Raw genomic sequence first — 24,200 nt, 5'->3', positions numbered from 1 at the left:
TATCGCGGAAAACTTTGTAAGCTAACTGCCTGTTTTTCTGATATGTCAGCAGAGTTAAGGATATTGTTACTATGGGTTCTGTCACTACTAAAAAGCACGCCAACGGGCTCGATTATGTCGAAGTGAATACGGCGTTATGTCAGGCAAGAATTTTTTTGCAGGGCGCGCAAATAGACTATTTTCAACCCGTAGGCAAACCACCTTTGCTGTGGGTTTCATCGGCTGACGATTATCAACCCGGTAATGGGATCCGTGGTGGTGTACCCGTATGCTGGCCTTGGTTTGGCATGAGTAGTGAAGCGAACTTTCCCCAACACGGTTTCGCCCGTACCCGAATTTGGGCGCTGGAATCGGTAGAAATGCGTAATCAGTTAGTGGATTTACGTTTTAGCTTAAAAATCAGTGAGCAAGATAAAATCTATTGGCCGCATAACACTGAGGTCTGCGTGTTATTTACCCTAGGCGACACTCTAAGCATTAGCCTTGTGAATACCAACTTAGGCGATGAAACCGTCACGCTTACCCAAGCGCTGCACAGCTATTTCCCGATTGAGGATATCCACCAACTCAAAGCCAGCGGTTTTAGTGGGTCAAAATACATCGAATTTGCACAAGGACCTTACCCGCAAACCACGGATGAAGTGCTGTTTAATCGCGAGACAGATCGTGTCTATACCGATCTCGGCCCAGTGCAGTTATTGCATACACCGCAGGGGACAATCGAAGTCAGCCGTGAAAACAGCCAATCAGCGGTATTATGGAATCCATGGATTGAAAAGTCACAACGCCTTGGCCGATTTAATCCAGAGGATTATCTGACCATGGTCTGCCTAGAAGCGGCCAATGTATTAGAAGATAAAGTCGTGCTTGCTCCAGGTGAAACCCACAGTTTAGTGACCCATATTCGCTGGAAAGACTAACGATTACATATCCTAGCTCTTAATGTTCTAGTCAAAAGCGATACAAACAAAAATGCCCAGTCCTATTTGCCAACGCAATCGGGACTGGACATTTTTATCACTGTAAAAACTGAGTGTTTATCACTGCGAAACCAGAGTTTTATCACTACGAAACCTAAGTTTTTATAACGATGAAACTTAAGGTAAAACTTATTTCGCCGATTTCTCTAAGCGCGCCAGCAAGCTAGACGTATCCCAACGGTTACCGCCCATGCCCTGAACTTCTGAATAGAATTGATCCACCAAAGCGGTCAATGGCAAGTGTGAACCGTTGCGGCGGGCTTCTTCTAAGGCTATGCCTAAGTCTTTACGCATCCAATCGACAGCAAAACCAAAATCATAACTTTGGCCCCACATCGTCTTGTAGCGATTTTCCATCTGCCAGCTTTGCGCCGCGCCTTTGCTGATCACTTCAATGACTTTCTCGCCATCGAGTCCCGCCTTACGGGCAAATTGCAGCGCTTCAGCCAAACCTTGTACCACTCCTGCGATACAGATTTGATTCACCATCTTAGTTAACTGGCCAGCACCCACTTCACCTAAACGCTCGGCGCAGCGGGCAAAAGCTTCAATCACAGGTTTAACACGCTCAAATACCGCTTCATCGCCACCGACCATCACAGTCAAGGCGCCATTTTCGGCGCCCGCTTGACCGCCAGACACGGGCGCATCGAGGAAATCAATGCCTTTTTCGGCTAAAACTTTGGCAAGCTCGCGGGCGACATCGGCCGAAGCCGTAGTATGGTCAACCAACACAGTGCCCTTTTCCATCCCATAAATAACGCCATCAATCCCTAATACCACTTCACGCAGGTCGTTATCATTGCCCACGCAGGTAAACACTATATCTTGACCCTGAGCCGCTTCCTTTGGCGTTGGGCAGCAACGTCCACCATAGGTGTCGACCCAAGTTTGCGCCTTGGTAAAAGTACGATTATAAACAGTGACCTCATGGCCTTTGTTCAGTAAATGCCTCGCCATGGGATATCCCATTACGCCTAAACCAATAAATGCAACTTTTGCCATGAGCTGATCCTTAAATAGATAAACAAAGTGAATCGATTCAAAATAGTGGCCGCAGTTTAACATTCATCAACGGTAACGTCAGAGTGAAATCGGAGCGAGTGATAAACGCACTTTTCGCTAGAAACAACAAAGGCGCCTTAAGCGCCTTTGCTGATTTAATTTATGGAGCTATTTCACCACATGGGCTTCCATTTCGGCGCCAATCTTTTTACGCATTTCCATCAAGCGCAGTGCAGAATCCCGCAAATGAATATCATGTTCCGTCTGTGGTATCCACTCAGGCACTGGCGTAGGTAGGCCATCTTCATCAACTGCGACCATGATCACAATACAATGGGTGGTGAGATGACGCTCAGAAACTTTAGGATCGCCCGCTCGCACATCGATACCGATATGCATAGAAGTTTTACCCGTATAAATCACTTTTGCGCTAACTTCAACGATATTGCCCACCAAAATGGGTTGCACAAAACGAATACCGCCCGCATAAGCAGTAATACAATATTTACCGCTCCAGCCCGCTGCACAGGCATAGGCTGCGAGATCGATCCACTTCATCACAGCACCGCCGTGAACTTTACCACCAAAATTCACATCCGCAGGCTCTGACAAAAATCTCAGGGTACTTTGTCTATCTATACCAGCCATATAACCTCAACTTATTCAGCCACTGTGGCTCAATGTTTCGTGCAATAGGCTGAGTTTACGATAGAAAGCCCCATTAGCGTAAAAATAATTACGATTGACCTCGTCAAAAAATTCGATTTAACCAAAGTGGCTAATAAGCACGCAGCAAAGCAATAAACTCGGCAACGCTAAACGATAAATCCATAGTTGAAGTTCACTACTGACGAAACGCGTACCCTTAGCAAAAGTGTAAACGCCTAAGCCAAACATAAAGAAACCCAGCACTTCGAGGCCCGAGGACATATTGCTATCGCCACCGACGTTAATCGCCGTCACCAATAAGGCAAACCAAACCACCACGTAAGCAGCGATTGCTAAGGTAAAAGTCTTGATCCCAATGTCCATGTTTGGATGCCACACTTTAAACTCACCACGGATCAATTCGGTCAGATTGGCAGTTAATGCGCCAATGAGGGGAACAAGCGGGATCACCGCAGGATTTAACATGACACACTCCATTAAGATTGAATATGTCTGTCATTATCTGTGGTCACTAGAATTAAACAAGCTTGATGAACAAATGTTAACACTATGGATATCATACAGTTATAAAGTGACATCCATCACAATAAAGTCATAAGATAACGGAGTTCAACTCACATGAGCAATGAATTTGACCCATAAAAAATGCGCCCTCAGGCGCATTTTTTCACTATTTTTTACACCATAAATGCGTGTTTTACACTTTCTTGAACAGTAATGAACCGTTAGTCCCACCAAAACCGAAGGAGTTACACAGAGCGTAATCCATCTTCACGTCACGGGCTGTGTGGGCGACAAAGTCTAAGTCACAACCTTCATCTGGATTATCCAAGTTGATGGTTGGCGGTACGGCTTGGTCGCGCAGTGCTAGCAAAGTGAAAATCGCTTCAACCGCACCCGCAGCACCTAACAGGTGACCCGTCATCGATTTAGTCGAGCTAACCAGTACTTTATAAGCGTGGTCGCCAAATACTGACTTAACCGCTGCCGCTTCCGCTTTATCACCCGCTGGCGTCGAAGTACCGTGGGCATTGATATAACCAATTTGCTCCAGTGATAACTTAGCGTCATTAATGGCATTGACCATAGCAGCCGCAGCGCCTGCTCCGTCACTTGGAGGCGATGTCATATGGAACGCATCACCGCTCATACCAAAACCGACTAATTCGCCGTAAATGGTCGCACCGCGCGCTTTTGCGTGTTCGTACTCTTCCATCACCATCACACCAGCGCCATCACCGATCACAAAACCATCACGGTCTTTATCCCATGGACGGCTCGCCGCAGTCGGATCGTCATTGCGTGTCGATAACGCTTTCGCTGCACCAAAACCTGCCACGCCTAAAGGAGAAGTGACATCCTCAGCACCGCCCGCAACCATCACGTCTGCATCGCCATAGGCAATGGTACGCGCCGCGAAACCGATATTATGCACACCCGTAGTACAAGCGGTCGTCACGGCAAAATTTGGGCCTTTCATGCCAAACATGATCGACAAGTGGCCCGAAATCATATTGATAATGGTACTAGGTACGAAGAAAGGAGAAACCTTACGCGGGCCACCATTGATCAATGCGCTGTGACCTTGTTCAATCAACCACATACCGCCCATACCCGCACCAATAGCAGTACCGACACGACCAGGGTTTTCTTTGCTCATGTCCAGACCAGAGTCTTGGATAGCTTGGATGCCAGCCGCCATACCGTATTGAATAAAGAGGTCCATCTTACGGGCGTCTTTTTTCGTTACGTATTGCTCAACATCAAAATCTTTTACTGAACCACTGAAACGAGTGGTAAATTCACTGGCATCAAATTTGGTTATCGGTGCAATACCACTCTTACCCGAAAGCAAAGCCTTCCAAGTAGTATCGACAGTATTGCCCACTGGAGTTACTAACCCCAAACCGGTTACCACTACACGACGTTTAGACACGGCAGTCACCTTTAAATGCTAATTTGTTAATTCAGATAGAGGACGCAGGGTTTTCTATCATTAGACAATTTCTTCAATAACTTTTATTTAGAAAAATTCGCCAATCTGCGGCGAGCATCTCGTGGATAACAATTAAAACACGATCCAGAGACGATTGAATGGCACGGAGGCAGAATTTGACGGGGGTAAAACAAAAACAGGCGGCAAAAATGCCGCCTGTCTTCAAGAATTCAGAATTACTGATTCTTAGAAACGTAGTCGATCGCTGCTTGAACAGTAGTGATCTTTTCAGCTTCTTCATCAGGGATCTCGGTATCAAACTCTTCTTCCAGAGCCATAACCAACTCAACAGTGTCCAGAGAATCTGCACCCAGATCGTCAACGAAAGATGCCGCTGGCTTAACGTCTTCTTCTTTAACGCCCAGTTGCTCTACAATGATTTTCTTTACACGTTCTTCGATGTTGCTCATTAGTTTTCTTTCCTATTCAAATTACGCACTTGCGTAAGATTGCGAGTAGTTTATTAGATTTGGCTGACAATGCAAGCTTAGTTTTCGTGGTCTAACCACGAAATTTCACTATCAATTGATACAGATCACTACTCAGTTGCGACAGAAATCCCTGCCATTCGCCCTTAAACCATGTACATGCCGCCATTCACATGCAAAGTTTCGCCTGTGATGTAAGCGGCTGAGTCCGAGGCCAAAAAGAGCACTGCATTGGCAATTTCTTGCGCTTGCCCTAATCGTTCCATCGGAACCTGTGACATGATAGCTTTTTGCTGCTCTTCGGTCAGCTCATCTGTCATATCGGTCTGGATAAATCCAGGAGCGATAGCATTAACTGTAATTTGACGAGATGCAACCTCTCTTGCAAGAGATTTTGTAAATCCAATCAAACCCGCCTTTGCTGCCGAGTAGTTAACTTGACCTGCATTGCCCATGGTGCCTACCACTGAACCGATATTGATGATTCGGCCAAAGCGCTTTTTCATCATGGTACGCATCACAGGTTTTGACAGTCTAAATAACGATGTCAGGTTGGTGTCGATAATATCCTGCCATTCATCATCTTTCATCCGCATCAGCAGATTATCACGGGTTATACCCGCGTTGTTGACTAGAATATCAACATCACCCGCTTTTTCTTTGATCGAGGCGAATAAATGTGTAACAGATTCACTATCTGTGACATTAAGCACTAAACCAAAACCTTTGTCACCCAGATATTCTTGGATCGCCGCAGCGCCCTTCTCACTGGTTGCGGTTCCAATAACTACGGCGCCCGCTTCGACCAGTGTCTCTGCGATCGCACGGCCAATACCGCGGCTCGCACCTGTCACTAAAGCCACTTTGCCTGTTAAATTCAGGTTGAAACTCATATAAACTCCTTACTCAGTTAATGCTGCTAATGAAGCAACATCATTAACCGCTTGGGCTGATAGTGATTTATTAATTCGTTTTGCTAATCCTGTCAATACTTTACCTGGACCACATTCCACCAGTTGGGTAATGCCTTTTTGGGCCATTAGCTCAACCGTTTCGCTCCAGCGGACAGGACAATATAACTGACGCACTAACGCATCTTTAATGTCATCAGCAGAGGTGGGTGATGCCACATCAACGTTATTAATCACTGTAATTGTTGGGGTATTAAACTGTACATCGTTTAATGCCACGGCCAGTTTATCCGCCGCAGGTTTCATTAATGCACAGTGTGATGGCACGCTGACAGGTAGAGCCACCGCCATTTTAGCGCCCGCTGCTTTACAAGCTACTGCAGCGCGCTCAACTGCGTCTTTTTGACCTGCAATGACCACTTGACCAGGACTGTTAAAGTTAACTGGACTCACCACGTCACCTTGAGCCACTTCGGCGCAGGCATTAGCGATACTCTCGTTGTCCAAACCGATAATCGCATACATAGCACCCGTGCCAGCTGGAACCGCTTGCTGCATCAGTTGACCACGTAATTCCACTAACTTAATCGCGTCTTTAAAATCCATCACACCGGCGCAAACTAAAGCAGAATACTCGCCTAAGCTGTGACCCGCGAGTATAGCAGGCATAGGTTTGCCTGAAGCCACGTAGGTACGCCAAATCGCCACGCTCGCCGCTAATAGGGCTGGTTGAGTTTTATCGGTTTCATTTAAGCTTTCAACAGGACCTTGCTGAACCAATGCCCACAGATCATAACCTAAGACGTCACTCGCCTCAGCAAAGGTTTGTCCAACAACAGCATGAGATTCGGCAAGCTCGGCTAACATGCCTAGGGCTTGTGAACCTTGACCCGGAAATACAAAAGCAACATTTTCCATATTCAAATTACCTATGGCTAACTTAATTTATTGAAAAATCATGTGGAACACACATGTAGAACTTAGAAACGAATGAGCGCACTGCCCCACGCAAACCCAGCACCAAAGGCCTCAAGCAGCAGTAGTTGTCCGCGCTGAATACGGCCATCACGTACGGCTTCATCCAATGCAATGGGCACTGACGCGGCAGAAGTATTACCGTGTTTAGCTAAGGTCAATACGACTTTATCAAGACTCATATCGAGCTTTTTAGCGGTAGCATTGATAATTCGGAAGTTGGCTTGATGTGGCACTAACCAGTCAATTTCTGACTTATCGATATTATTAATGCGTAACGTCTCAGTCACGACATGGGACAATTGAGTCACAGCCACTTTAAAGACATCGTTGCCTTTCATGGTCATAAAACCGACCGCTTCAGAGGTTTCGCCTTTACGTGGTGGGAAAGCGCATTTCAATAAGTCACCTTGGCGACCGTCGGCATAAATGTGGGTCGAAATGATCCCTGGCGTTTCGGATGCGCCTATCACAACCGCGCCCGCACCATCACCAAATAAAATAATCGTTGAACGATCTTCTGGCTCACATAAGCGAGACAATACATCGGCACCAATCACTAATACTTTTTTAGCCGCGCCCGTTTTTACAAATTGATCGGCAACAGATAAAGCATAAACAAAGCCTGAACACGCCGCTGCGATATCAAAAGCTGGAATGGTATGCACGCCAAGCATGGCTTGAATTTCACAGGCCGCAGCCGGAAAAGCATTGGGAGCACTGGTGGTGCCGCAAACGATCATGTCTAAATCTGATGCTTCTATGCCAGCCATTTCTAGCGCTTTTAATGCCGCTTGGTAGCCCATAGTTGAAACGGTTTCATCGAAAGCCGCAATGCGACGTTCTGATATACCTGTACGTTCAACAATCCATTGGTCAGTGGTTTCCACCATTTTTTCCAAATCTTGATTGCTACGCACCTGCACCGGTAGATAACTACCAGTTCCGAGAATTTTTGTATGCATAAGGAGGGATCAGTTATTTATATCTAAAAGAATCGACTCCAAACGATCTTTTATCATTTCAGGGAGTCGACGTTGAGCTTCCGTTACTGCCAAACTAATTGCTTGTAAATAGGCAGTTTCATCCGCGTTTCCATGGCTTTTTACAACTATTCCGCGCAATCCTATCAGACTTGCACCGTTATAGTGGTCGGGGTTCATCTGACTAAGGACCGCCTGGATACGAGGGGCGATAAGTTTAGCCAGAAAACGAACGAATAAACCTTGGGTTAGTCCCCGTTTTAACTGATGTACTAATAACTTGGCAATACCTTCAGAGGTCTTGAGCGTGATGTTACCCACAAACCCATCACAAACAATCACATCCACATTACCGGAATAGATTTCATCCCCTTCGATAAAACCTGTGTAATTGATTTGTTCTGTGTGTTGCAGCAACTGCGCGGCTTGCTGAACTTGGTCATTACCTTTAATTTCTTCAACGCCCACATTGAGCAAGGCAACTTTTGGCCGAGATTTCTTATCTACCGCTTCGCACAGGACTGAGCCCATCACGGCAAATTGAAATAAGGTTTCCGAGTCACAGGAAATATTCGCGCCCAAATCCAACAAATAAACCGGTTTTTGAGTCACCGCAGGTAAACAACTGACTAATGCTGGTCGATCAACACCAGGCAAGGTCTTCAGCAATACTTTCGCCATTGCCATCAGCGCCCCTGTGTTACCGGCACTCACACACGCTTGTGCGCGGTCGTCACGCACTAACTCAATAGCCAATCGCATGGAACTGTTTTTACGTGTACGCAAGGCATGCACAGGCCTATCGGACATACTAACGACTTCATCGGTATGAATGATTTCTATGCGCGAAAGTAAACTCGCTTCGGCTTGACGTAGATAGACATCAATTTCAGTCTTGTCACCGACTAAAATGATTTTAAGAAAAGAATGTAATTGTAGTGCCCGCAAGGCTGCAGGCACCGTGACGTGGGGGCCATGATCACCACCCATTGCATCTAACGCAAGCGTCAGATTCGTCATTAGGAAACCAACAAATTACTTGTTGATTACCTTTTTACCGCGATAGAAGCCATCTGCAGTCACATTGTGACGCATATGGATTTCACCGCTGGTAGCGTCTACAGACAGCTGAGCAGTGCTCAGTGCGTCATGTGAACGGCGCATTCCGCGCTTTGAACGTGATTTTTTGTTCTGTTGTACAGCCATTGGCCTGTCTCCTCGATTACTTGCTCTTCAGTTTTTCTAACACTGCAAACGGATTTGGACGCTCCTCTTGAGCGGGTTCTATCTCGCCTACAACCATGTCTTTAGATCCTGCACTGCAATCAATTTCTTGATGCATTGGGATTATCGGCATAGCGACTATCAATTCATCTTCGATCAATTGATGTAGACGCACTTCGCCAATTTCATTGCACTCAATTGGGTCATACGCATCCGGGAGCTCATCGATTTCTGCTTTAGTCCGACATGGACCAAAACAAAACTCGACCGTAACCTCAGTGGTAAATAGTGTCATGCAACGTTGACATATCAGAGTGAGCTCCGTCACAGCCTTCCCTTTCAGGTAGACTATCCCCTGTAAATCTACGCCACATTCAAGCGACACTGCCACATCGGAACAGTCGCCGGCACATAACTCAGTTAATCTTTTCAGTTGCACACTAGGAACAACGCCCTGATAAACTAGGCGACTCGAGGCGGCGCGAAATGGATCAATTGAAACCGGTATCTTTACTGTTTGCATAAGGCGCGCATATTATAGTTTGAAAACGCTAGAGTCAAAGAAAAAATACTAACTTAAGTCCAAGTTTGCGACTTAAGCCTTTCCCCTGCCCCAACATTGAAATTGACGGAAGCGAAATAGTACCCAAGCATGGGGCCGCATACAAGCGCAAGCCGCCTAAAATAGTCGCATTCATTGAAAAGAAACCGTAAAAGACGAAACTCTTGCACTCTCGCGCATTGATTGGTCACAATATGAGTCACTCTTTTGCGGATATCTCATTATGCCAACCCCATTAATCTTAGCTTCGACGTCTGTATACCGACAATCTTTACTGCAAAAACTCGGGTTACCCTTCGAATGCTGCAATCCTAATATTGACGAAACGGCGTATCTCGAAGAATCGGCCCATGCTTTAGTGCTGCGATTAGCCAAAGCAAAAGCAGTCGCGGGAGCAGAACAATTCCCCGATGGTCTGATTATTGGCTCCGATCAAGTTGCCGTCATTGATGGCAAGATTATCGGTAAACCCCATCATTTTAATAATGCCGTCGCGCAGCTCACTCAAGCCTCAGGCAAGGCCATCACCTTTTATACTGGTCTTGCACTTTACAACGCCGAAACGGGAGCCATGGCCGCCGAGGTTGAACCCTTTACGGTTCATTTTAGGCACCTTAGCCATGCGCAGATTGTGGCTTACATTGAAAAAGAAGAGCCTTATTATTGCGCGGGGAGTTTTAAGAGCGAAGGTTTAGGTATCGCGTTATTTACAGAGCTCGAAGGTCGCGATCCCAATACCTTAGTTGGCTTACCACTGATATTACTGACGGAAATGCTGTTAGCCCAAGGTGTAGACGTTCTCGCTTAAACGTTTGCCAAGGCTTTGCTCTATTTGCTCAGTTTATTGAATCGATGACGCGCATCAAAAATACTGGGCTACTGAGTCGTTTCATCGACGAGAAGATGAGACGTAAATAAAAGTGATAAGGAAGTCTCATGCGCAGCGGCATGCATTGCCGCTCCAGCATTAAAAGCAGTGTTAGAGGTATTGCAGTAATTGCTTTGGTTAATCTATCAAGGCGATAGGTTTTGCCCGCAGCAACTTTTCGGCACTGTGGGCGCCATAGGTCACGCCAACGCTATCAATTCCAGCATTGGCCGCCATGGTCAAATCCAGCAGAGAATCACCCACCATTAAGGCTCGGTTCGGGGCAATATTCAATTCTTTTAGCAAACTTGAGATCATTTCAGGATGGGGTTTGCTGTGCACTTCATCGGCGCAGCGTGATGCAACAAAGTATCGACCTAAGCCTGTTTGCTCAAAGACGCGATCAAGTCCCGCACGGGCTTTACCGGTTGCGACGGCTAACTTATAGCCTTGGCTATGCAAGTCATCAATTAACGCTGGAGTTTGTACAAACAAGGGCGTTGGCGTGGTGTCTAAATGCAAATATTGTGCTTTAAACTCAGCGCGCATCTGCTGATATTGATCATTTTCGCCTTGGCTGAATGCATTATTAGAATGTAGAGGCTGAGAATATACAGAAGAAGCGCTGCAATTAAGCCCCTGTGGGAACAGGACTCGCAGCGCTTCTGTCATAGAAAGACCAATAATATCGCGAATGTCACTTTCAGTTGGGATAGGTAACTGCAATGCCTTAGCCATATTTTCAATACAAGTGATAATTTTACCGATGGAATCCATCAGAGTGCCATCCCAATCGAAAATCACTAAATCGTATTGCTTTATCTTCATCCTTGAAACCTATCCCCATCGATTACGCACGCTTTAACTTATCGAGTAATTGCGACAAATTTTCATCTAAAGGCGCTGAAACCCGCATCACTTCATCATTTTCTGGATGAATGAACATCAATTCAGCGGCATGTAAAAAGAGTCGAGTTAAGCCTAATGCACGCATGCTATCGTCAAATCCTTGCTCGCTGTACTTATCATCACAGGCGATTGGATGACCGGCAAATTGACAATGCACCCGAATTTGATGAGTACGTCCAGTGACAGGGCTTGCCTTCACTAAAGTACAACCTTGGTAACGCTGCATAATTTTAAAGCGCGTTTCTGAAGGTTTACCTTCCGCATTAACACGCACAATGCGCTCACCGGATTTGAGGGTGATTTTCAATAAAGGCTGTTTAACGGCTTTATCTTGAGCAGACCATTCACCTTTAACTAAGGCCAAATAGTCTTTCTGCATCTTTTTATACCGAAGCTGATCATGCAGATGTTTAAGCGCGCTACGCTTTTTCGCCACCAACAACACACCCGAAGTATCTTTATCGAGACGATGCACTAGCTCTAAAAACTTTTGTTGAGGACGCAGTGAACGCAATGCTTCAATCACACCGTAATCGACTCCACTACCACCATGCACGGCAATGCCAGCAGGTTTATTCAGCACGATCAAATGATTGTCTTCATGCAAAATACGGTCTTCGAGTTGCGAGACTTTGCTTAAGTTCGCCGATGGTGCGGTACGGTTATCCGGCTCTGCCACGCGGACTGGCGGAATACGCACTATGTCGCCAATCTGCAACTTGTACTCGGGTTTAATGCGTTTCTTATTCACTCGAACCTCGCCCTTGCGGACAATGCGATAGATCATGCTTTTCGGCACGCCCTTCAGCTTGGTCATTAAGTAGTTATCGATACGCTGTTCGAAGTGATCTTCATCAATCGTGATCAACTGAACCTGTTGTGGGGTGGATTCTATATTCATGATGCGCCATCTAATTATAACGGTCGCCATTGTACAACAACTGAGAAGAATTGTGCCTTTCCATTGCTGAATTTTTTGATTATTGCTATATTTCACCAGCGATTAGGGATAAGCCGTGAATAAAGTGTTCACAACGCCCTGATCCCAAGCGGAAAATTTAACGGATAAAAAAAGATTTTCTTGATAGCAAATCATTGATTTGCAAATCGTATACAGAGTAAAAATACCACAAATGCGTTTTTTACGATTAAATCGAGAAAGTCACCTTACTTTAATAAGGTTTACCCTAGATTTTCCTCCCCGATTTCGAAGGATATTTTAACTTGTCGTCAGACAAACCGATTCGACTTGGGCATTACCGGAACGAAACTAAAGAATTTATGGGGTTGGTTGATGTTTTACAACGAATTCCTTGTTTTTGTAATCATTAAAAAATAAGCCATAAATAGGATGCGACACGCAGCGACTGCGTCTAACAGTAATGCGCACCTCTTGCCTAGCCACCAGCCGTGAGGCTCAGTTGACCTACTGCTAGGCCCGTAATGCAGCGAAGCGCGATGTTTGATGACCTCTATTTAAAGAAGAATGACGTCATCATGAAACGTATGTTAATCAATGCAACTCAATCAGAAGAGTTGCGTGTTGCCCTTGTTGATGGGCAACAACTGTATGATCTAGACATTGAAAGCCCAGGTCATGAGCAAAAAAAATCAAACATTTACAAAGGTAAAATTACCCGCGTAGAACCGTCTTTAGAAGCCGCTTTCGTCGACTACGGTGCCGATCGTCACGGCTTTTTGCCACTGAAAGAAATCGCTAGAGAATATTTCCCGAAGGGATATTCGTTCCAAGGTCGCCCAAATATCAAAGAAGTGGTCAGTGAAGGACAGGAAGTTATTGTCCAAATTGACAAAGAAGAACGCGGCAATAAAGGTGCAGCCTTAACGACCTTCATCAGCCTTGCAGGCTCTTACTTAGTATTAATGCCAAACAACCCACGTGCTGGCGGGATTTCTCGTCGTATCGAAGGTGATGAACGCACTGAGCTAAAAGAAGCGATGGCTGACTTAGAAGTGCCTGCGGGCATGGGTCTTATCGTGCGTACTGCGGGTGTAGGCAAAGAATCTGCCGAGTTAAAGTGGGACTTAAAAGTTCTACAACACCACTGGGCGGCGATCACCGAAGCTTCACAAGTTAAAGGCGCACCTTTCTTAATTCACCAAGAAAGCAATGTGATAGTTCGCGCTATTCGTGACTATTTACGCCGTGACGTGGGCGAAATCCTCATCGATCATCCACGTATTTTTGAAGAAGCGAAGCAACATATCGCCTTAGTTCGCCCTGATTTCGTTGAGCGCGTAAAACTGTACGAAGCTGAAGTGCCATTGTTCACTCACTTCCAAATCGAATCACAAATTGAATCCGCCTTCCAACGCGAAGTGCGTCTGCCATCTGGCGGTTCAATTGTTATCGACCCAACTGAAGCCTTAACCTCAATCGATATCAACTCTGCCCGTGCCACTAAAGGCGGCGATATTGAAGAAACAGCACTTAACACTAACCTTGAAGCCGCCGATGAAATTGCCCGCCAATTGCGCCTCCGCGACTTAGGTGGCTTAGTGGTTATCGACTTTATCGATATGACGCCTGTACGCCATCAGCGTGAAGTTGAAAACCGTTTACGTGATGCTGTGCACCATGATCGTGCTCGCGTGCAGTTAGGTCGCATTTCTCGTTTCGGTTTGATGGAAATGTCGCGTCAACGTCTGCGTCCCTCTTTAGAAGAATCTGCAGCGCATATCTGCCCTCGCTGTCATGGCCAAGGCACGATTCGCAGTACCGAGTCTTTAGCACTGTCAATTTTACGTTTGATGGAAGAAGAAGCCATCAAAGAAAACACCTCACAAATCGAAGCGATTGTGCCTGTGGATGTTGCAGCTTTCTTGTTAAACGAGAAACGCAAAGCCATTCGCATCACAGAACAGCGTCACGATGTTGAAGTGTATGTGATACCTGACGCACACATGATGACGCCTGATTACCGCGTGATCCGTCACCGTAGTGATGATGAAATCAGTGAATCAAGCTATAAGCGTATAGAGCATCCTGAAGCCAAATTGTATGAGCCACGCAAACTGGAACGTACTGCGGCGCCTATTCCGGCATTAAAAGGTTTTGCAGCGCCACAAAAAGTAGAACAAGCCCCATCACCAACGGTGAAAGTTGAAGCGCCACAACCAGGCTTCTTCAGCAAGCTTGTGAGTGCAATCAGTGCCATGTTTGCGCCAAGTGAAAAAGCTGAACCCGTAAAAGTTGTTGAAACTAAAGCAACGGATACCAGTGCGGCTAACGCAAATCGCCGTAACCGTCGTAATGACACTCGCCGCCCACGCAATGCCCAAGATGCCGACAAAGCAAAAGAAGGCACTCGTGAGCCGCGTAGCCGCAATCCAAAAAAGCCGACTGATGCAGTAGTCAGCACACAAGAACGTCCAGTACGCGAAAAAGAAGAAGCGCCTAAACGTCCAGCTAAAGCTGAACCGAAGCCACGCGTACAAGCGCCAAAAGATGTTGTTGCCGACATTGAAGCAGATGATGCCCCTAAGCAAGAAGTCGCCCGTGAGCGTCGTCAGCGCCGTAACATGCGTCGTAAGGTGCGTATCGATAATGGCCATAATACGCCAGATAATGCGATCCCAATTGCACCTGAAGATGCCGCAGAAGTGTTAGCGGAAATTGCAGCCCTTAACGCCGCAGCGGCAAGTACTATCAGTGTTAATGCCAAAGCTGAAGTCATTGCCCAAACGCCAGCAGAAACTAAAGCGCCAAGAACACGTCGCCAGCCTCGTAAAGAAGCTGCACCAATGCAAGAAGCGCAAGAAAATATTGTGCTAGAAGAGACAACTGTAATTTCTACTGTAGTAGAAACACCTGCTGTTGATGCTGTTAACGTAGCTGAAAACACCTTGGTTGACACAGCAGCTCATACTGTAGCAGCGGATGCTGTATCGCAAGATAGCGAAGTTGATGCAGACAACGAAAATGCTAATGCTGATGATCAATCAAAACGCGAGCAAAGAGATGGTCAACGTCGTAGCCGTCGTAGCCCTCGTCACCTTCGTGCAGCGGGTCAACGTCGTCGTCGCGACGAAGATGACCAAGGAACATCAACCCCAGCGCAATTCGTTCCTAATGACGAATTAGGTGCTGACCAAGAGTACCCAAGCGAAATCGTCAGTGTTCGAGTGGAAACTCCTGTTGTTGCAACTCAAACAACAGCGGTAACTGAACCGGCCGTTAAAACTGATGACGTCGAAATAGCTGAAACAAGTTCAACTCCAACTGTTGAAGCTCCTGCTGTTGTTAAAGTAGAAGCAAAAGTTGAGCCTCAGCCTCAAGCAAATGACGTTGCAGCAGTTGAAACTCAGCAAGTTGAAACTAAACCTGTTGTGACTAAAACCACTGAAACGAAAGTGGAAGAGCCAAAGGCTGCTGACGCAAAAGTTGACCTTGCGTCAATCGTTGAAACTCAGGTGACCAGCGTTACTGCTGAAGCCGTAGTCGTTGCAGTCCCATCACTTGAAAGCTCAGTGACTAAATCAGTAGCAGTACCCAAAGCTGAAGCAGCTAAAACCGAAACACTTGTCGAGCCAAGTGTTGCACCGAGCGCTGAAGTAAAAGAAGCCGTGAAAGCAACAGCCTCTGCGCCAATGGCCAGACCGGCTGCTATCGCTAAGCCTCAAGCCACAGTAAAAACAGCTCCAACAACACCGCAAATCACGGATGCAGTTGTTGTCAGCAAGCCGAAAGCCGCCAGCCGCTTTGGCTCTATGGTGTCTTCGGATATGACCAAGCCTGTCGTTGAAGTGAGAGAACAAGTGGCAGTCCCTAAAGGACGAGAGTATGAGAATACTGCGAACGAAGAGTCTACAGCCAAAATCAAACTCGCTAATGGTGCAGAGTCGGATATGGCGCGTCCATAATCACTTAAGCTAAACCAGAAAAGCCATGCAATTGCATGGCTTTTTTATTTATACTGTAATACTCCACAATATTTAAATTTAGCTCTATCCATTTTTCGGCTTAATCGTAGTCCCTTGAATAACATAACCCATCAAAAGATCCTCGGTATATAGTTCTCAACTTTAAGTATTCTTGCGTTGTCACTAACGTCACATTAGAAGCAATAAACATGCTAACAAAATATCAGGCCAATACCCGCCAGTAGAAAGGGCTCTTAATCCATTTAGTGCTAACTGTAGACCCCTCCTTTATAAGTTAGGAAAACTAGTCGAGGGAAAGCATTATTCCGCTATAAAGTAGCCGATAATTAAGTTGGATTAGCAGCCTAAAGCTTCTGTCGGAAATACTTAAATGTACGAAATGCAAGGCATCTCAATAGCCATATTCGTTTTTTGGTCGGCTCCAAACTACATCATAAATAAGCTAGTGTTCTTTAATATCAAGCACTAAATGCTTTGCCAGCCTCAACTCTTTACTACAAGGCTTTCAGCCTTAGGTGCAGCTTAGTATATGTAGGATAACTAAGTGCAAGAAATGCAAGTGCACCAATCATATTCGGCAATATCTGAAGTCACTGATTTACAACAAATGAATGATTAGACACATTCGCGTTCGATATTGAATATAAGATTACGCAAAAAATAAACTCGATAAGAGTAAGCGTTAAGAGTTAAGAGTTAACATATAATGGAATTGAATGTTACAGGGGTAAAAATAAGGAGAGTGTATCAAATGGTTTTATTGAAAATCTTGGAGATATCAGAATTGGATTCTAACAGAGAAATATTAGAGGATTAACTTCAGATTTAAGCATTAAATTAATGCGAGATGTTAAGTGGATCTCGTCGCTTATACTGGATTCAACAATCTAAACTAAATGAAATTTTATTTTCGCACAAATAAAAAGAGCCACGGAATTAACCATAGCCCTTTAATCCATTGCTATCAGCTCTAGGCTAACAGCACTGAAAATTAACCAATGATAGTTACGTTTTCAGCTTGTGGACCTTTTTGACCTTGAGTCACAGTGAAAGACACTTTTTGGCCTTCATCAAGAGTTTTGAAACCGTCAGAGTTGATCGCACGGAAGTGTACGAATACATCTGGACCAGATTCTTGCTCAATGAATCCGAAACCTTTGTCAGAGTTGAACCACTTAACAACACCAGTAACTTGAGACATAATATAAATCCTGTAAATAAAAAATTAAAGCCTTAACGGCGGGTGGAGCTGGAAAATGCCGGTATTACTTATGTTTACAGGACGAACTGGTCGTATTGAACACATAAATATAAGCCCAACCTTCAAGCTGATAAGACTATAAACCATTCTAAAGATAAGTCAACACACTGCGACACTTTGGATTATTTATTTTGCCTAAATCTACTTTACGGTTTTGCAACCGGCTAGCAGAACACTAGGTTCATGCTATTTAGCAAGTACAGTTAAGCATTTTAAATAATTTATTTCAATAGCTTAATCTTATCGCTTACTTTGAAATCCGATGCACTTCAATTTGGAAATCCAATTCACAGTTCAGTCCTTGCAACGCAAATGCTTGCTTTTGGGCATGAGTAAACTTCCAAGCATAGGGCGTCATTTCTAAAAAATGAGCGATATGTTCACTATTTGCCAGCTCTAACTGGGAGATTAAGCGTTCCTGATGAAGACACTCAAATCCAGCAATATGCGCTGTGGAAACGGGATGTAATCTTGGCTCAGCATAAATTTGTTGTTTCAACGCAAAATGGTGTAAAGGTCCCGGAGAAACCGTTATCAGTAAGCCTCCATCAGCCATAATTCGTTGTAACTCTTCTACTTTTGAAGGGGCATAAATACGAATGGCAAGATCGACACTTTGGGATGTGATTGGCATTTCATAGGCACTTGCGACACAAAATTGCAAATTAGGGTAACGTTTAGCTGCATATTTAATTGCAGACTTAGAAATATCTATACCTTGTAAATTGCAATCATGGTGCTGGCTCAACACATGGAATAAACGTTGACTGTAGTACCCTTCCCCACAGCCTATATCGAGGATTTGTTTTGCTTCGGCACTAAACTCAAGCGCGAGCTCATTCACTCTATCACTCAAACCTTGATAGTAACCCGCGTTTAAAAATTCACGCCGAGCAAACATCATCTGTTTATTATCACCAGGATCTTTTGAGTTTTTCTTCTGTACAGGTAATAAGTTGACATAGCCTTCTTTGGCCATATCAAACTTATGTTGCTGTGAACAACCCCAAGTTCGCTCCGTTAACGTCAGTGGGGCGGCACACAGGGGACATAAATAATGCATAATGGACTCTTATCATTTCGCTAAATTTGGGTAAAAAGTTTATGTTTCGTCTTCCATCAATCGATCTACCATCAGGGTCAATTCCGGTGAAACGAGTAGTTCATAACACTCTAATTTTCTTAATAGCTTATCAGTGTTATCGACATCATTAGCAGCGCGGCTGTAGTTTGGTCGCTCAAACATATGGGTATAGGTTCTAAATAACCATTGTTGTTTCTGCAGTAGCAAGGGATCGATCCTTAATACTTCATCAGCAAGGCTGGCGTGACATTGACCAAGCTCCCCGCGCATAAACGCCTGCAATTCTAATCTAACCTGCTCGATTTCAGTCATGTAAATTGCAAGAGATTCAGATGATGCGGCATAGTCGTAGTGCCTTGCTAACAGTGCTTTAGCAACCATTAACGCTTTGGGCTCATGCAAAACCCGCAAATCCGCTTCTAAGGGTACTAACTCAAACTTTGAATTGGCTTGTAAGGCAAAAGTTAAGTAACTATCTGCACCTATTAAGTCATTATCTGCATCTAAATGACGAGTCGTATCTAAGGTAAAAGATACACCTCGCCTCAATTCAGCCGCACAAAATTTCGCAGCAGTTCCCATCCGTGTATAAAGCCTAAAACCTTGCCCAAGGCTGCGGGTTATTGGTGTATTGAAAGCCTGAGGACTTTGCGGTAACGATTCGACCTTAAGACCCATAAACGGCTGGAAGCGGATGACTATATTTTGCTGAATTCCGGCTTCAGCTATAACGATAATCTCTAGTAAAGGGGCATTGATCGCCTGCGACACAATAAAATCACTCACATCGTCGGGTAGCCGTAATGTGAGTATTGATGCCTTTTCAATATCAAGCACCATAGGTTCATTTAGAAATTGATGGTACATAAGACATTATTCTCCTATTTAACCGCAATTGCACCGTCCAATACCAATTAAAATCACCCCGTAAACCATTACCATCGCAAGATATGACTTAATCTTCATGATGCCGTAAATCGGCATTCGAGAAATAGTAGTGACATTGCGTGGTAGCATATTTATGCCTCCAGTGATCTATAACGTTAAGCACAGGAAGATGTAAGTGACGTATACAATGAACTTCACGTAACCATTCACCCAATGTAAAACTCACGATGCACCCAGCCCAGAAAGTGGCGAGCCTAGTCAGCATTGTTAGACATTGCTCGGCTTAGCGCCAGAAAACCATTCGGTATGCTGGTCACCTTGACGGCCCAAATAGGTTACACGTTTACCTCGCAAAAACACGAAATAACCTTGAACGCCAGCATTCATAGCGCGCTGGCAGAAAAGCCGAAATGTTTGCCCATGCTGCTGACTATCCAAGATGGCGGCTCTGAGTTCAATCACATTAAAATTGTCAGCAATTAATGGAAGCCCCTCAAATGATAAAGGTGCTTGCACTGTAGAACCTACTGCGCTATAGAAAGTAAATGACTTCGTGGCATAGTCTACATAGTAATACTCGACACCTTCAGCAATAAGATTGCCGACAATTTGAGGAAATGGTATTAATCCAGACAAGGTTGCTTGTGCAGATTCTAAAATTTTATCCGAGTTCATTGATGTCCTCTCTGGGTCTTGAGTGGTCAATTTATATGTTTAACATCAGCAGTAGAGCCAAAGTGATAGCACAGTAAAAACGTGGAGCATGCGCCAGCGCTGGTTAAACGCTCAAAGCACGTACTCATAAATGATTAACGCAATAAACACGACCTTCAAACTACCCCAAAATCGTTGCCAGACTACAAACACGTTTATGCATATATAACGTAAAGCCATATTAAAAATACTATGGCCAAACAACATAAGGACTTTAAAATATTCTGCGAGCCACTCGCACCCAGTGCCAACACCGTTGGGCTGTCTAAATTGATTTACAACTCACATAAACCCAAACTAAAAAAATGTATCATTTACGCTTATCATCTGTTTCTTTATCCCGCAAGCCATCTAGGCTACTGCTAAAATAAGCACACCGAATCAATTTCAACCTCTAGCAATGAGTTTATTGATGGATAATTTACAGCGACTGGGCATTATTTTTTGTATTCTTTCCCTGTGGGTCTTGGCAAACATACCCGTCACTTATGCTAATGATCAATTCATTATCAATCAGTCAGAATCCAAGCTTGATCACAGATATCAGTATACTTATGACCTTTTACAATTAGTTATTGATGCAACCAAAGCCGATTTTGGTGAAGCATCACTGCAAGTCTCAGATCTAATAATGAGTCGAAATCGTATCTTCAGAGCATTACAAGAGGGTGAAACCATCAATGTTATTGCAGAAGCCTCTAACCTACAGTGGAATAAACAGCTTATTCCAATAAAAATTCCTATTAGAAAAGGCATTCAGGGATTTAGAATTTTTATTATTAAAAAGGAAAATGTACCTAGGTTAGCCCAAATCACCTCGCTAGCGCAGTTAACTGCTCTTGATACTGGTTCAGGTAGCCAATGGTCAACTAAAGTTGCCATGCAACAAGCAGGATTTAAGATTATAGAAAGCAATCAATATGACAGTTTATTTAATATGTTATCAAAAGGGCGGTTTATAACATTTGGCCGCGGAGTGAATGAAGTCTTTCAAGAGGTTGAGCAGTTTAATCAACAATATCCAGATCTCGTTGTTGATGAAAGCATCATGCTACATATTCCGCTAGCGACATATTATTATGTTTCACCTAACAAACCTCGCTTAGCTCAGCGAATACAAATTGGCCTCCAGAGAATTATCGATAATGGTCAATTTGACCAGTTATTTTATCAACGCCATTGCGATTTTTTGATAAAAAGTAAATTGAATCAACGATTAGTTTTTAAAATTGACAATCCTTTTATATCTGAATCAGAAATGACTTCCATTGTCGGTAAAGATTTCTTACTCAATCCAATGGATGACTTTTCCATATTATGTAAGAAATATCATTAAATAGGCTTCATCAGATAAACGCTTTGGGTCCGTCATGACTTAAAAACATCTCTCGGAAAATGGGATAAAAAACAGCAAGTCGCGGCTTGAATTGAAGGAGGTTAGATTTTTGGCCTTGGGTATTAAGAAATCAAATGAAAACCTTCAAGGCCATTAGCCTTGAAGGAAACTTTTTAGAATTGCACTCTGACACCAATAGCCGCTGAGCGACCTGGCATAGGGGATAAATGCCTTAGGAAACTGTTATGTGGGCGCGCATCTACATCGGTAAGATTATCTAAGCTTAGGTAGAATTGAGTCGGCACTTTCGAAATGACTTGATCTAAAGTGATATTGGCTCCGAGCAAAGCATAAGATTCAGAGGGCCTCTCAAATCTGCTAACGTCACCTTGTGAATGATAGCGAACATAATCGATGGACACAGTAAGCGCATCATACTGCCAATTTAGTGCAGTGCCTGTTTTGGATTGTGGTGTTCGAGGCATTGAAGTGCCTTCTAACCTGCGGCGAAAGTATTCGTCCCGCTCACCTGCGAGAGGTGGGCGAGTACTAAAGATGTCGTAACTACCATCATATTGATATCGAGGAGTATTTCTCACTCTGTCAGTAAATGCGCTGAGCTCAAAAACTCCCCACCTTTGCCACGGGAAGGTATAAATAGCTTGTACCTCTAACCCTTGATTGTTTGTATCTGCTTGGCGCCATTCACGAACATAAGTACCGTTACGCTCAAGGCCTGTACTACCAAGATAAATAAAATCATTGAATTGATTTTGATACCAACTTGCCATTAGCTGTAAATCGGCGATTTTAGCGGTGGTATTTATTTCAAAGGAGTGATTAATTTCCTTTTTAAGATTTGAGCTGCCCTGTTCTTCAATTAACAGAGCATAGTGTGGGTTACTGGCGTAAAGCTCATTCATTTCAGGAGCACGCTCGGCATGAACGTAATTGACTCGTGTTGACCAATTTTGCAATATGTCCCATTGCAGTGATCCTGAGTAGCTTTGGAGATAAAAATTTCTATCTTTAACATTCGCTCCTGAGCCTCGACCTACCTTGTAACCCTCTGCGTTTACTTGGTGCTTAATCGCATCATAACGACCTCCAAACTCAAAAGTAACCGGACCAAAGTGCAGGATTTGTAGCGTATAGGCTGCATAGTTTTGACTATCGACATCAGGCATGTAATTGTCATAGCCCTCCCCTTTATAGGCTTTAGTGTCGTACTGTAATCCTAAGACACCATCGAAGTTTGATGTCCAACTATGATAGAGCTTAGGGCTAATGACCCAAGAGGTAAGTTCGAATTGGTTGACGGATACCTCTGCCATATGCTCATCATCGACTTGATTCGAATAGGCGCCATCGAGGCTAAATGAGTTTATCCAATTGTCATCCCAGTTTTCGACATACTTCATATCTACGCGATCACCACGGGAAAAAATTCGAATATTACCCCGTTGATCAAAATCCACTGGTGCGCTGCTGCCACGACGCATGAATCCCGGAATACCGCGATGAGTGTCCGTATAACCGTAAGCCAAACCCAAAAGACGTTGTTGGCCAGTGTAGCTTCCGCCTGCCGAGAATGATGATGTGTGGTGGCTGCTGTTAAGTACAGTGCCATTACTGTCTATTGAGTAGTCGGTGATAATTTGTTGTTCTAAAGGTGTAGCATCTTCATAGCGTTTTAATTGATTGTTCATCTGCCACACAGGTTGCGCATATTTGATTTGGCATAGATCGGCAAACTGTGCGGCACCTACGACTTTTGACCACGTTTTACAATCACTGTCTTTAGAATATCCAGGGATATCGTAGTCACCACGGTCTTTGATGATCATATTCAGCGCAAAGTTAAAAGATTCATTCCCTGCGGTAAGTTTTGCCAGTGCGGTACTTGTACTATTGAAGCCAGCTTTCACTTCAGCGCGACTGTTAAACCCATTGATTGGGCTCAATGGAATACGACCATCTTGGAGATCAACAATGCCTGCCATCGCTTGCCCACCATAGGCAATCACAGCTGTAGGACCTTTAATGACCAAGATACTATCAGCAAGAAAGGGCTCGATGGGGATGTATTGATCCTCACTCACCGACGACATATCCTCAACTTGAGTTCCATTGAGCAACATTTTAACCCTGTTTCCACCAAATCCACGGATTTGTGGCCTACCCGATGAGCTACCAAAAAAACCACTGTCTACTCCCGGTAATTGGCTTAAAGTTTCTCCTAAGGTATCGGCTTTACGATTATTTAGTTCATCGCCGCTGAGTTCGATTTTACTGGCTTGTATTCTTTGGCTTAATGGTTTTTCTAAAGCATGCCCAGTGACATTGATACGTTCAATAGGTTCTGCTGAAACAGCTAAAGTGCCAACACCTAATAACAGAAGGTATTTGTGGGAATTCATTTTGTGGGTCGTCTCCATATGATTACTTCTGAAAAAAATGATATGTTACAACGTATCATTATGTATCAGTCGAGTTCAATAT

General features: G+C 44.3%; 22 protein-coding genes. 4 read left to right on the top strand and 18 right to left on the bottom strand.

Going from position 1 to position 24,200, the window contains the following annotated elements; genetic code table 11:
• Positions 1 to 71: 71 nt before the first annotated feature.
• Positions 72 to 920: a D-hexose-6-phosphate mutarotase gene (locus tag L5L97_RS09265; RefSeq protein ID WP_263181074.1), complete on the top strand. Its 849-nt coding sequence runs from the start codon at positions 72 to 74 to the stop codon at positions 918 to 920.
• Between the two features lie 189 nt (positions 921 to 1,109).
• On the opposite strand, the gene L5L97_RS09260 is transcribed toward L5L97_RS09265, so the two are convergent.
• From L5L97_RS09260 to yceD, 11 genes are all read right to left on the bottom strand, one after another.
• Positions 1,110 to 1,985: an NAD(P)-dependent oxidoreductase gene (locus L5L97_RS09260; RefSeq protein WP_263181075.1), complete on the bottom strand. Its 876-nt coding sequence runs from the start codon at positions 1,983 to 1,985 to the stop codon at positions 1,110 to 1,112.
• Between the two features lie 168 nt (positions 1,986 to 2,153).
• On the bottom strand, positions 2,154 to 2,633 hold the full coding sequence (locus L5L97_RS09255; protein WP_105252855.1) for an acyl-CoA thioesterase: 480 nt from the start codon (positions 2,631 to 2,633) through the stop codon (positions 2,154 to 2,156).
• A 117-nt stretch (positions 2,634 to 2,750) separates the two neighbouring features.
• On the bottom strand, positions 2,751 to 3,119 hold the full coding sequence (locus L5L97_RS09250) for a hypothetical protein (protein ID WP_168823881.1): 369 nt from the start codon (positions 3,117 to 3,119) through the stop codon (positions 2,751 to 2,753).
• A gap of 232 nt (positions 3,120 to 3,351) precedes the next feature.
• A complete protein-coding gene (gene fabF, locus L5L97_RS09245; RefSeq protein WP_263181077.1) occupies positions 3,352 to 4,590 on the bottom strand; it encodes a beta-ketoacyl-ACP synthase II in 1,239 nt (412 codons plus the stop codon).
• 236 nt (positions 4,591 to 4,826) lie between these two features.
• Complete coding sequence (acpP, locus tag L5L97_RS09240; RefSeq protein ID WP_006081231.1) at positions 4,827 to 5,060, bottom strand: acyl carrier protein; 234 nt, start codon at positions 5,058 to 5,060, stop codon at positions 4,827 to 4,829.
• A 164-nt stretch (positions 5,061 to 5,224) separates the two neighbouring features.
• On the bottom strand, positions 5,225 to 5,971 hold the full coding sequence (gene fabG, locus L5L97_RS09235; protein WP_006081230.1) for a 3-oxoacyl-ACP reductase FabG: 747 nt from the start codon (positions 5,969 to 5,971) through the stop codon (positions 5,225 to 5,227).
• 9 nt (positions 5,972 to 5,980) lie between these two features.
• Positions 5,981 to 6,907, bottom strand: a complete 927-nt coding sequence (gene fabD / locus L5L97_RS09230) for an ACP S-malonyltransferase (RefSeq protein ID WP_173245461.1) — start codon at positions 6,905 to 6,907, stop codon at positions 5,981 to 5,983.
• 62 nt (positions 6,908 to 6,969) lie between these two features.
• Entirely contained in the window at positions 6,970 to 7,929 is a 960-nt protein-coding gene (locus tag L5L97_RS09225) for a beta-ketoacyl-ACP synthase III (protein ID WP_028760369.1), read from the bottom strand.
• A 9-nt stretch (positions 7,930 to 7,938) separates the two neighbouring features.
• The gene (plsX, locus tag L5L97_RS09220; protein WP_028760370.1) at positions 7,939 to 8,967 is read right to left on the bottom strand and encodes a phosphate acyltransferase PlsX; all 1,029 of its coding nucleotides are present in this window, start codon (positions 8,965 to 8,967) and stop codon (positions 7,939 to 7,941) included.
• Positions 8,968 to 8,982: 15 nt separating this feature from the next.
• On the bottom strand, positions 8,983 to 9,153 hold the full coding sequence (gene rpmF / locus L5L97_RS09215; RefSeq protein WP_006081226.1) for a 50S ribosomal protein L32: 171 nt from the start codon (positions 9,151 to 9,153) through the stop codon (positions 8,983 to 8,985).
• Positions 9,154 to 9,169: 16 nt separating this feature from the next.
• Positions 9,170 to 9,694 (bottom strand): 23S rRNA accumulation protein YceD, encoded by a 525-nt coding sequence (yceD, locus tag L5L97_RS09210; RefSeq protein ID WP_263181078.1) that lies wholly within the window; start codon positions 9,692 to 9,694, stop codon positions 9,170 to 9,172.
• Between the two features lie 262 nt (positions 9,695 to 9,956).
• Here yceD and L5L97_RS09205 point away from each other — a divergent pair, with 262 nt between their 5' ends.
• Positions 9,957 to 10,541, top strand: coding sequence for a Maf family protein (locus L5L97_RS09205; RefSeq protein WP_131523926.1), 585 nt, complete (start codon positions 9,957 to 9,959; stop codon positions 10,539 to 10,541).
• A 198-nt stretch (positions 10,542 to 10,739) separates the two neighbouring features.
• On the opposite strand, the gene L5L97_RS09200 is transcribed toward L5L97_RS09205, so the two are convergent.
• Together L5L97_RS09200 and rluC are read right to left on the bottom strand one after the other, a co-directional pair.
• On the bottom strand, positions 10,740 to 11,429 hold the full coding sequence (locus L5L97_RS09200; RefSeq protein ID WP_263181079.1) for an HAD-IA family hydrolase: 690 nt from the start codon (positions 11,427 to 11,429) through the stop codon (positions 10,740 to 10,742).
• Between the two features lie 22 nt (positions 11,430 to 11,451).
• Complete coding sequence (gene rluC / locus L5L97_RS09195; protein WP_105252860.1) at positions 11,452 to 12,411, bottom strand: 23S rRNA pseudouridine(955/2504/2580) synthase RluC; 960 nt, start codon at positions 12,409 to 12,411, stop codon at positions 11,452 to 11,454.
• Between the two features lie 542 nt (positions 12,412 to 12,953).
• Here rluC and rne point away from each other — a divergent pair.
• Positions 12,954 to 16,394 carry a ribonuclease E gene (gene rne, locus L5L97_RS09190; RefSeq protein ID WP_263181080.1) on the top strand — a complete coding sequence of 1,147 codons (3,441 nt, stop codon included), beginning with the start codon at positions 12,954 to 12,956 and terminating at the stop codon, positions 16,392 to 16,394.
• A gap of 1,012 nt (positions 16,395 to 17,406) precedes the next feature.
• Here the strand turns inward: rne and L5L97_RS09185 are convergent.
• From L5L97_RS09185 to L5L97_RS09170, 4 genes are all read right to left on the bottom strand, one after another.
• The gene (locus L5L97_RS09185; protein ID WP_011789734.1) at positions 17,407 to 17,616 is read right to left on the bottom strand and encodes a cold-shock protein; all 210 of its coding nucleotides are present in this window, start codon (positions 17,614 to 17,616) and stop codon (positions 17,407 to 17,409) included.
• Between the two features lie 307 nt (positions 17,617 to 17,923).
• Positions 17,924 to 18,739: a 23S rRNA (guanine(745)-N(1))-methyltransferase gene (rlmA, locus tag L5L97_RS09180; protein ID WP_263181081.1), complete on the bottom strand. Its 816-nt coding sequence runs from the start codon at positions 18,737 to 18,739 to the stop codon at positions 17,924 to 17,926.
• Positions 18,740 to 18,778: 39 nt separating this feature from the next.
• Complete coding sequence (locus tag L5L97_RS09175) at positions 18,779 to 19,627, bottom strand: hypothetical protein (protein WP_263181082.1); 849 nt, start codon at positions 19,625 to 19,627, stop codon at positions 18,779 to 18,781.
• A 288-nt stretch (positions 19,628 to 19,915) separates the two neighbouring features.
• Positions 19,916 to 20,323, bottom strand: a complete 408-nt coding sequence (locus tag L5L97_RS09170) for a DUF1398 domain-containing protein (RefSeq protein WP_263181083.1) — start codon at positions 20,321 to 20,323, stop codon at positions 19,916 to 19,918.
• A gap of 451 nt (positions 20,324 to 20,774) precedes the next feature.
• On the opposite strand from L5L97_RS09170, the gene L5L97_RS09165 reads away from it, so the two are divergent.
• Positions 20,775 to 21,698 carry a hypothetical protein gene (locus tag L5L97_RS09165; RefSeq protein ID WP_028760379.1) on the top strand — a complete coding sequence of 308 codons (924 nt, stop codon included), beginning with the start codon at positions 20,775 to 20,777 and terminating at the stop codon, positions 21,696 to 21,698.
• A gap of 173 nt (positions 21,699 to 21,871) precedes the next feature.
• Here the strand turns inward: L5L97_RS09165 and L5L97_RS09160 are convergent, their stop codons facing one another.
• A complete protein-coding gene (locus tag L5L97_RS09160; RefSeq protein WP_263181085.1) occupies positions 21,872 to 24,118 on the bottom strand; it encodes a TonB-dependent receptor in 2,247 nt (748 codons plus the stop codon).
• Positions 24,119 to 24,200 lie beyond the last annotated feature (82 nt).

The organism is Shewanella sp. SM71 (assembly GCF_025653905.1).
GTDB lineage: Bacteria > Pseudomonadota > Gammaproteobacteria > Enterobacterales > Shewanellaceae > Shewanella > Shewanella oncorhynchi.
This window is presented reverse-complemented; position numbering and strand designations above follow the sequence as displayed.

Coding starts and splice junctions, on each gene's coding strand:
- L5L97_RS09265 (WP_263181074.1), top strand. CDS start 72: ATGGGTTCTGTCACTACTAAAAAGCACGCCAACGGGCTCGATTATGTC.
- L5L97_RS09260 (WP_263181075.1), bottom strand. CDS start 1,985: ATGGCAAAAGTTGCATTTATTGGTTTAGGCGTAATGGGATATCCCATG.
- L5L97_RS09255 (WP_105252855.1), bottom strand. CDS start 2,633: ATGGCTGGTATAGATAGACAAAGTACCCTGAGATTTTTGTCAGAGCCT.
- L5L97_RS09250 (WP_168823881.1), bottom strand. CDS start 3,119: ATGTTAAATCCTGCGGTGATCCCGCTTGTTCCCCTCATTGGCGCATTA.
- acpP (WP_006081231.1), bottom strand. CDS start 5,060: ATGAGCAACATCGAAGAACGTGTAAAGAAAATCATTGTAGAGCAACTG.
- fabG (WP_006081230.1), bottom strand. CDS start 5,971: ATGAGTTTCAACCTGAATTTAACAGGCAAAGTGGCTTTAGTGACAGGT.
- fabD (WP_173245461.1), bottom strand. CDS start 6,907: ATGGAAAATGTTGCTTTTGTATTTCCGGGTCAAGGTTCACAAGCCCTA.
- L5L97_RS09225 (WP_028760369.1), bottom strand. CDS start 7,929: ATGCATACAAAAATTCTCGGAACTGGTAGTTATCTACCGGTGCAGGTG.
- plsX (WP_028760370.1), bottom strand. CDS start 8,967: ATGACGAATCTGACGCTTGCGTTAGATGCAATGGGTGGTGATCATGGC.
- rpmF (WP_006081226.1), bottom strand. CDS start 9,153: ATGGCTGTACAACAGAACAAAAAATCACGTTCAAAGCGCGGAATGCGC.
- yceD (WP_263181078.1), bottom strand. CDS start 9,694: ATGCAAACAGTAAAGATACCGGTTTCAATTGATCCATTTCGCGCCGCC.
- L5L97_RS09205 (WP_131523926.1), top strand. CDS start 9,957: ATGCCAACCCCATTAATCTTAGCTTCGACGTCTGTATACCGACAATCT.
- L5L97_RS09200 (WP_263181079.1), bottom strand. CDS start 11,429: ATGAAGATAAAGCAATACGATTTAGTGATTTTCGATTGGGATGGCACT.
- rluC (WP_105252860.1), bottom strand. CDS start 12,411: ATGAATATAGAATCCACCCCACAACAGGTTCAGTTGATCACGATTGAT.
- rne (WP_263181080.1), top strand. CDS start 12,954: ATGCAGCGAAGCGCGATGTTTGATGACCTCTATTTAAAGAAGAATGAC.
- L5L97_RS09185 (WP_011789734.1), bottom strand. CDS start 17,616: ATGTCTCAAGTTACTGGTGTTGTTAAGTGGTTCAACTCTGACAAAGGT.
- rlmA (WP_263181081.1), bottom strand. CDS start 18,739: ATGCATTATTTATGTCCCCTGTGTGCCGCCCCACTGACGTTAACGGAG.
- L5L97_RS09175 (WP_263181082.1), bottom strand. CDS start 19,627: ATGTACCATCAATTTCTAAATGAACCTATGGTGCTTGATATTGAAAAG.
- L5L97_RS09170 (WP_263181083.1), bottom strand. CDS start 20,323: ATGAACTCGGATAAAATTTTAGAATCTGCACAAGCAACCTTGTCTGGA.
- L5L97_RS09165 (WP_028760379.1), top strand. CDS start 20,775: ATGGATAATTTACAGCGACTGGGCATTATTTTTTGTATTCTTTCCCTG.
- L5L97_RS09160 (WP_263181085.1), bottom strand. CDS start 24,118: ATGAATTCCCACAAATACCTTCTGTTATTAGGTGTTGGCACTTTAGCT.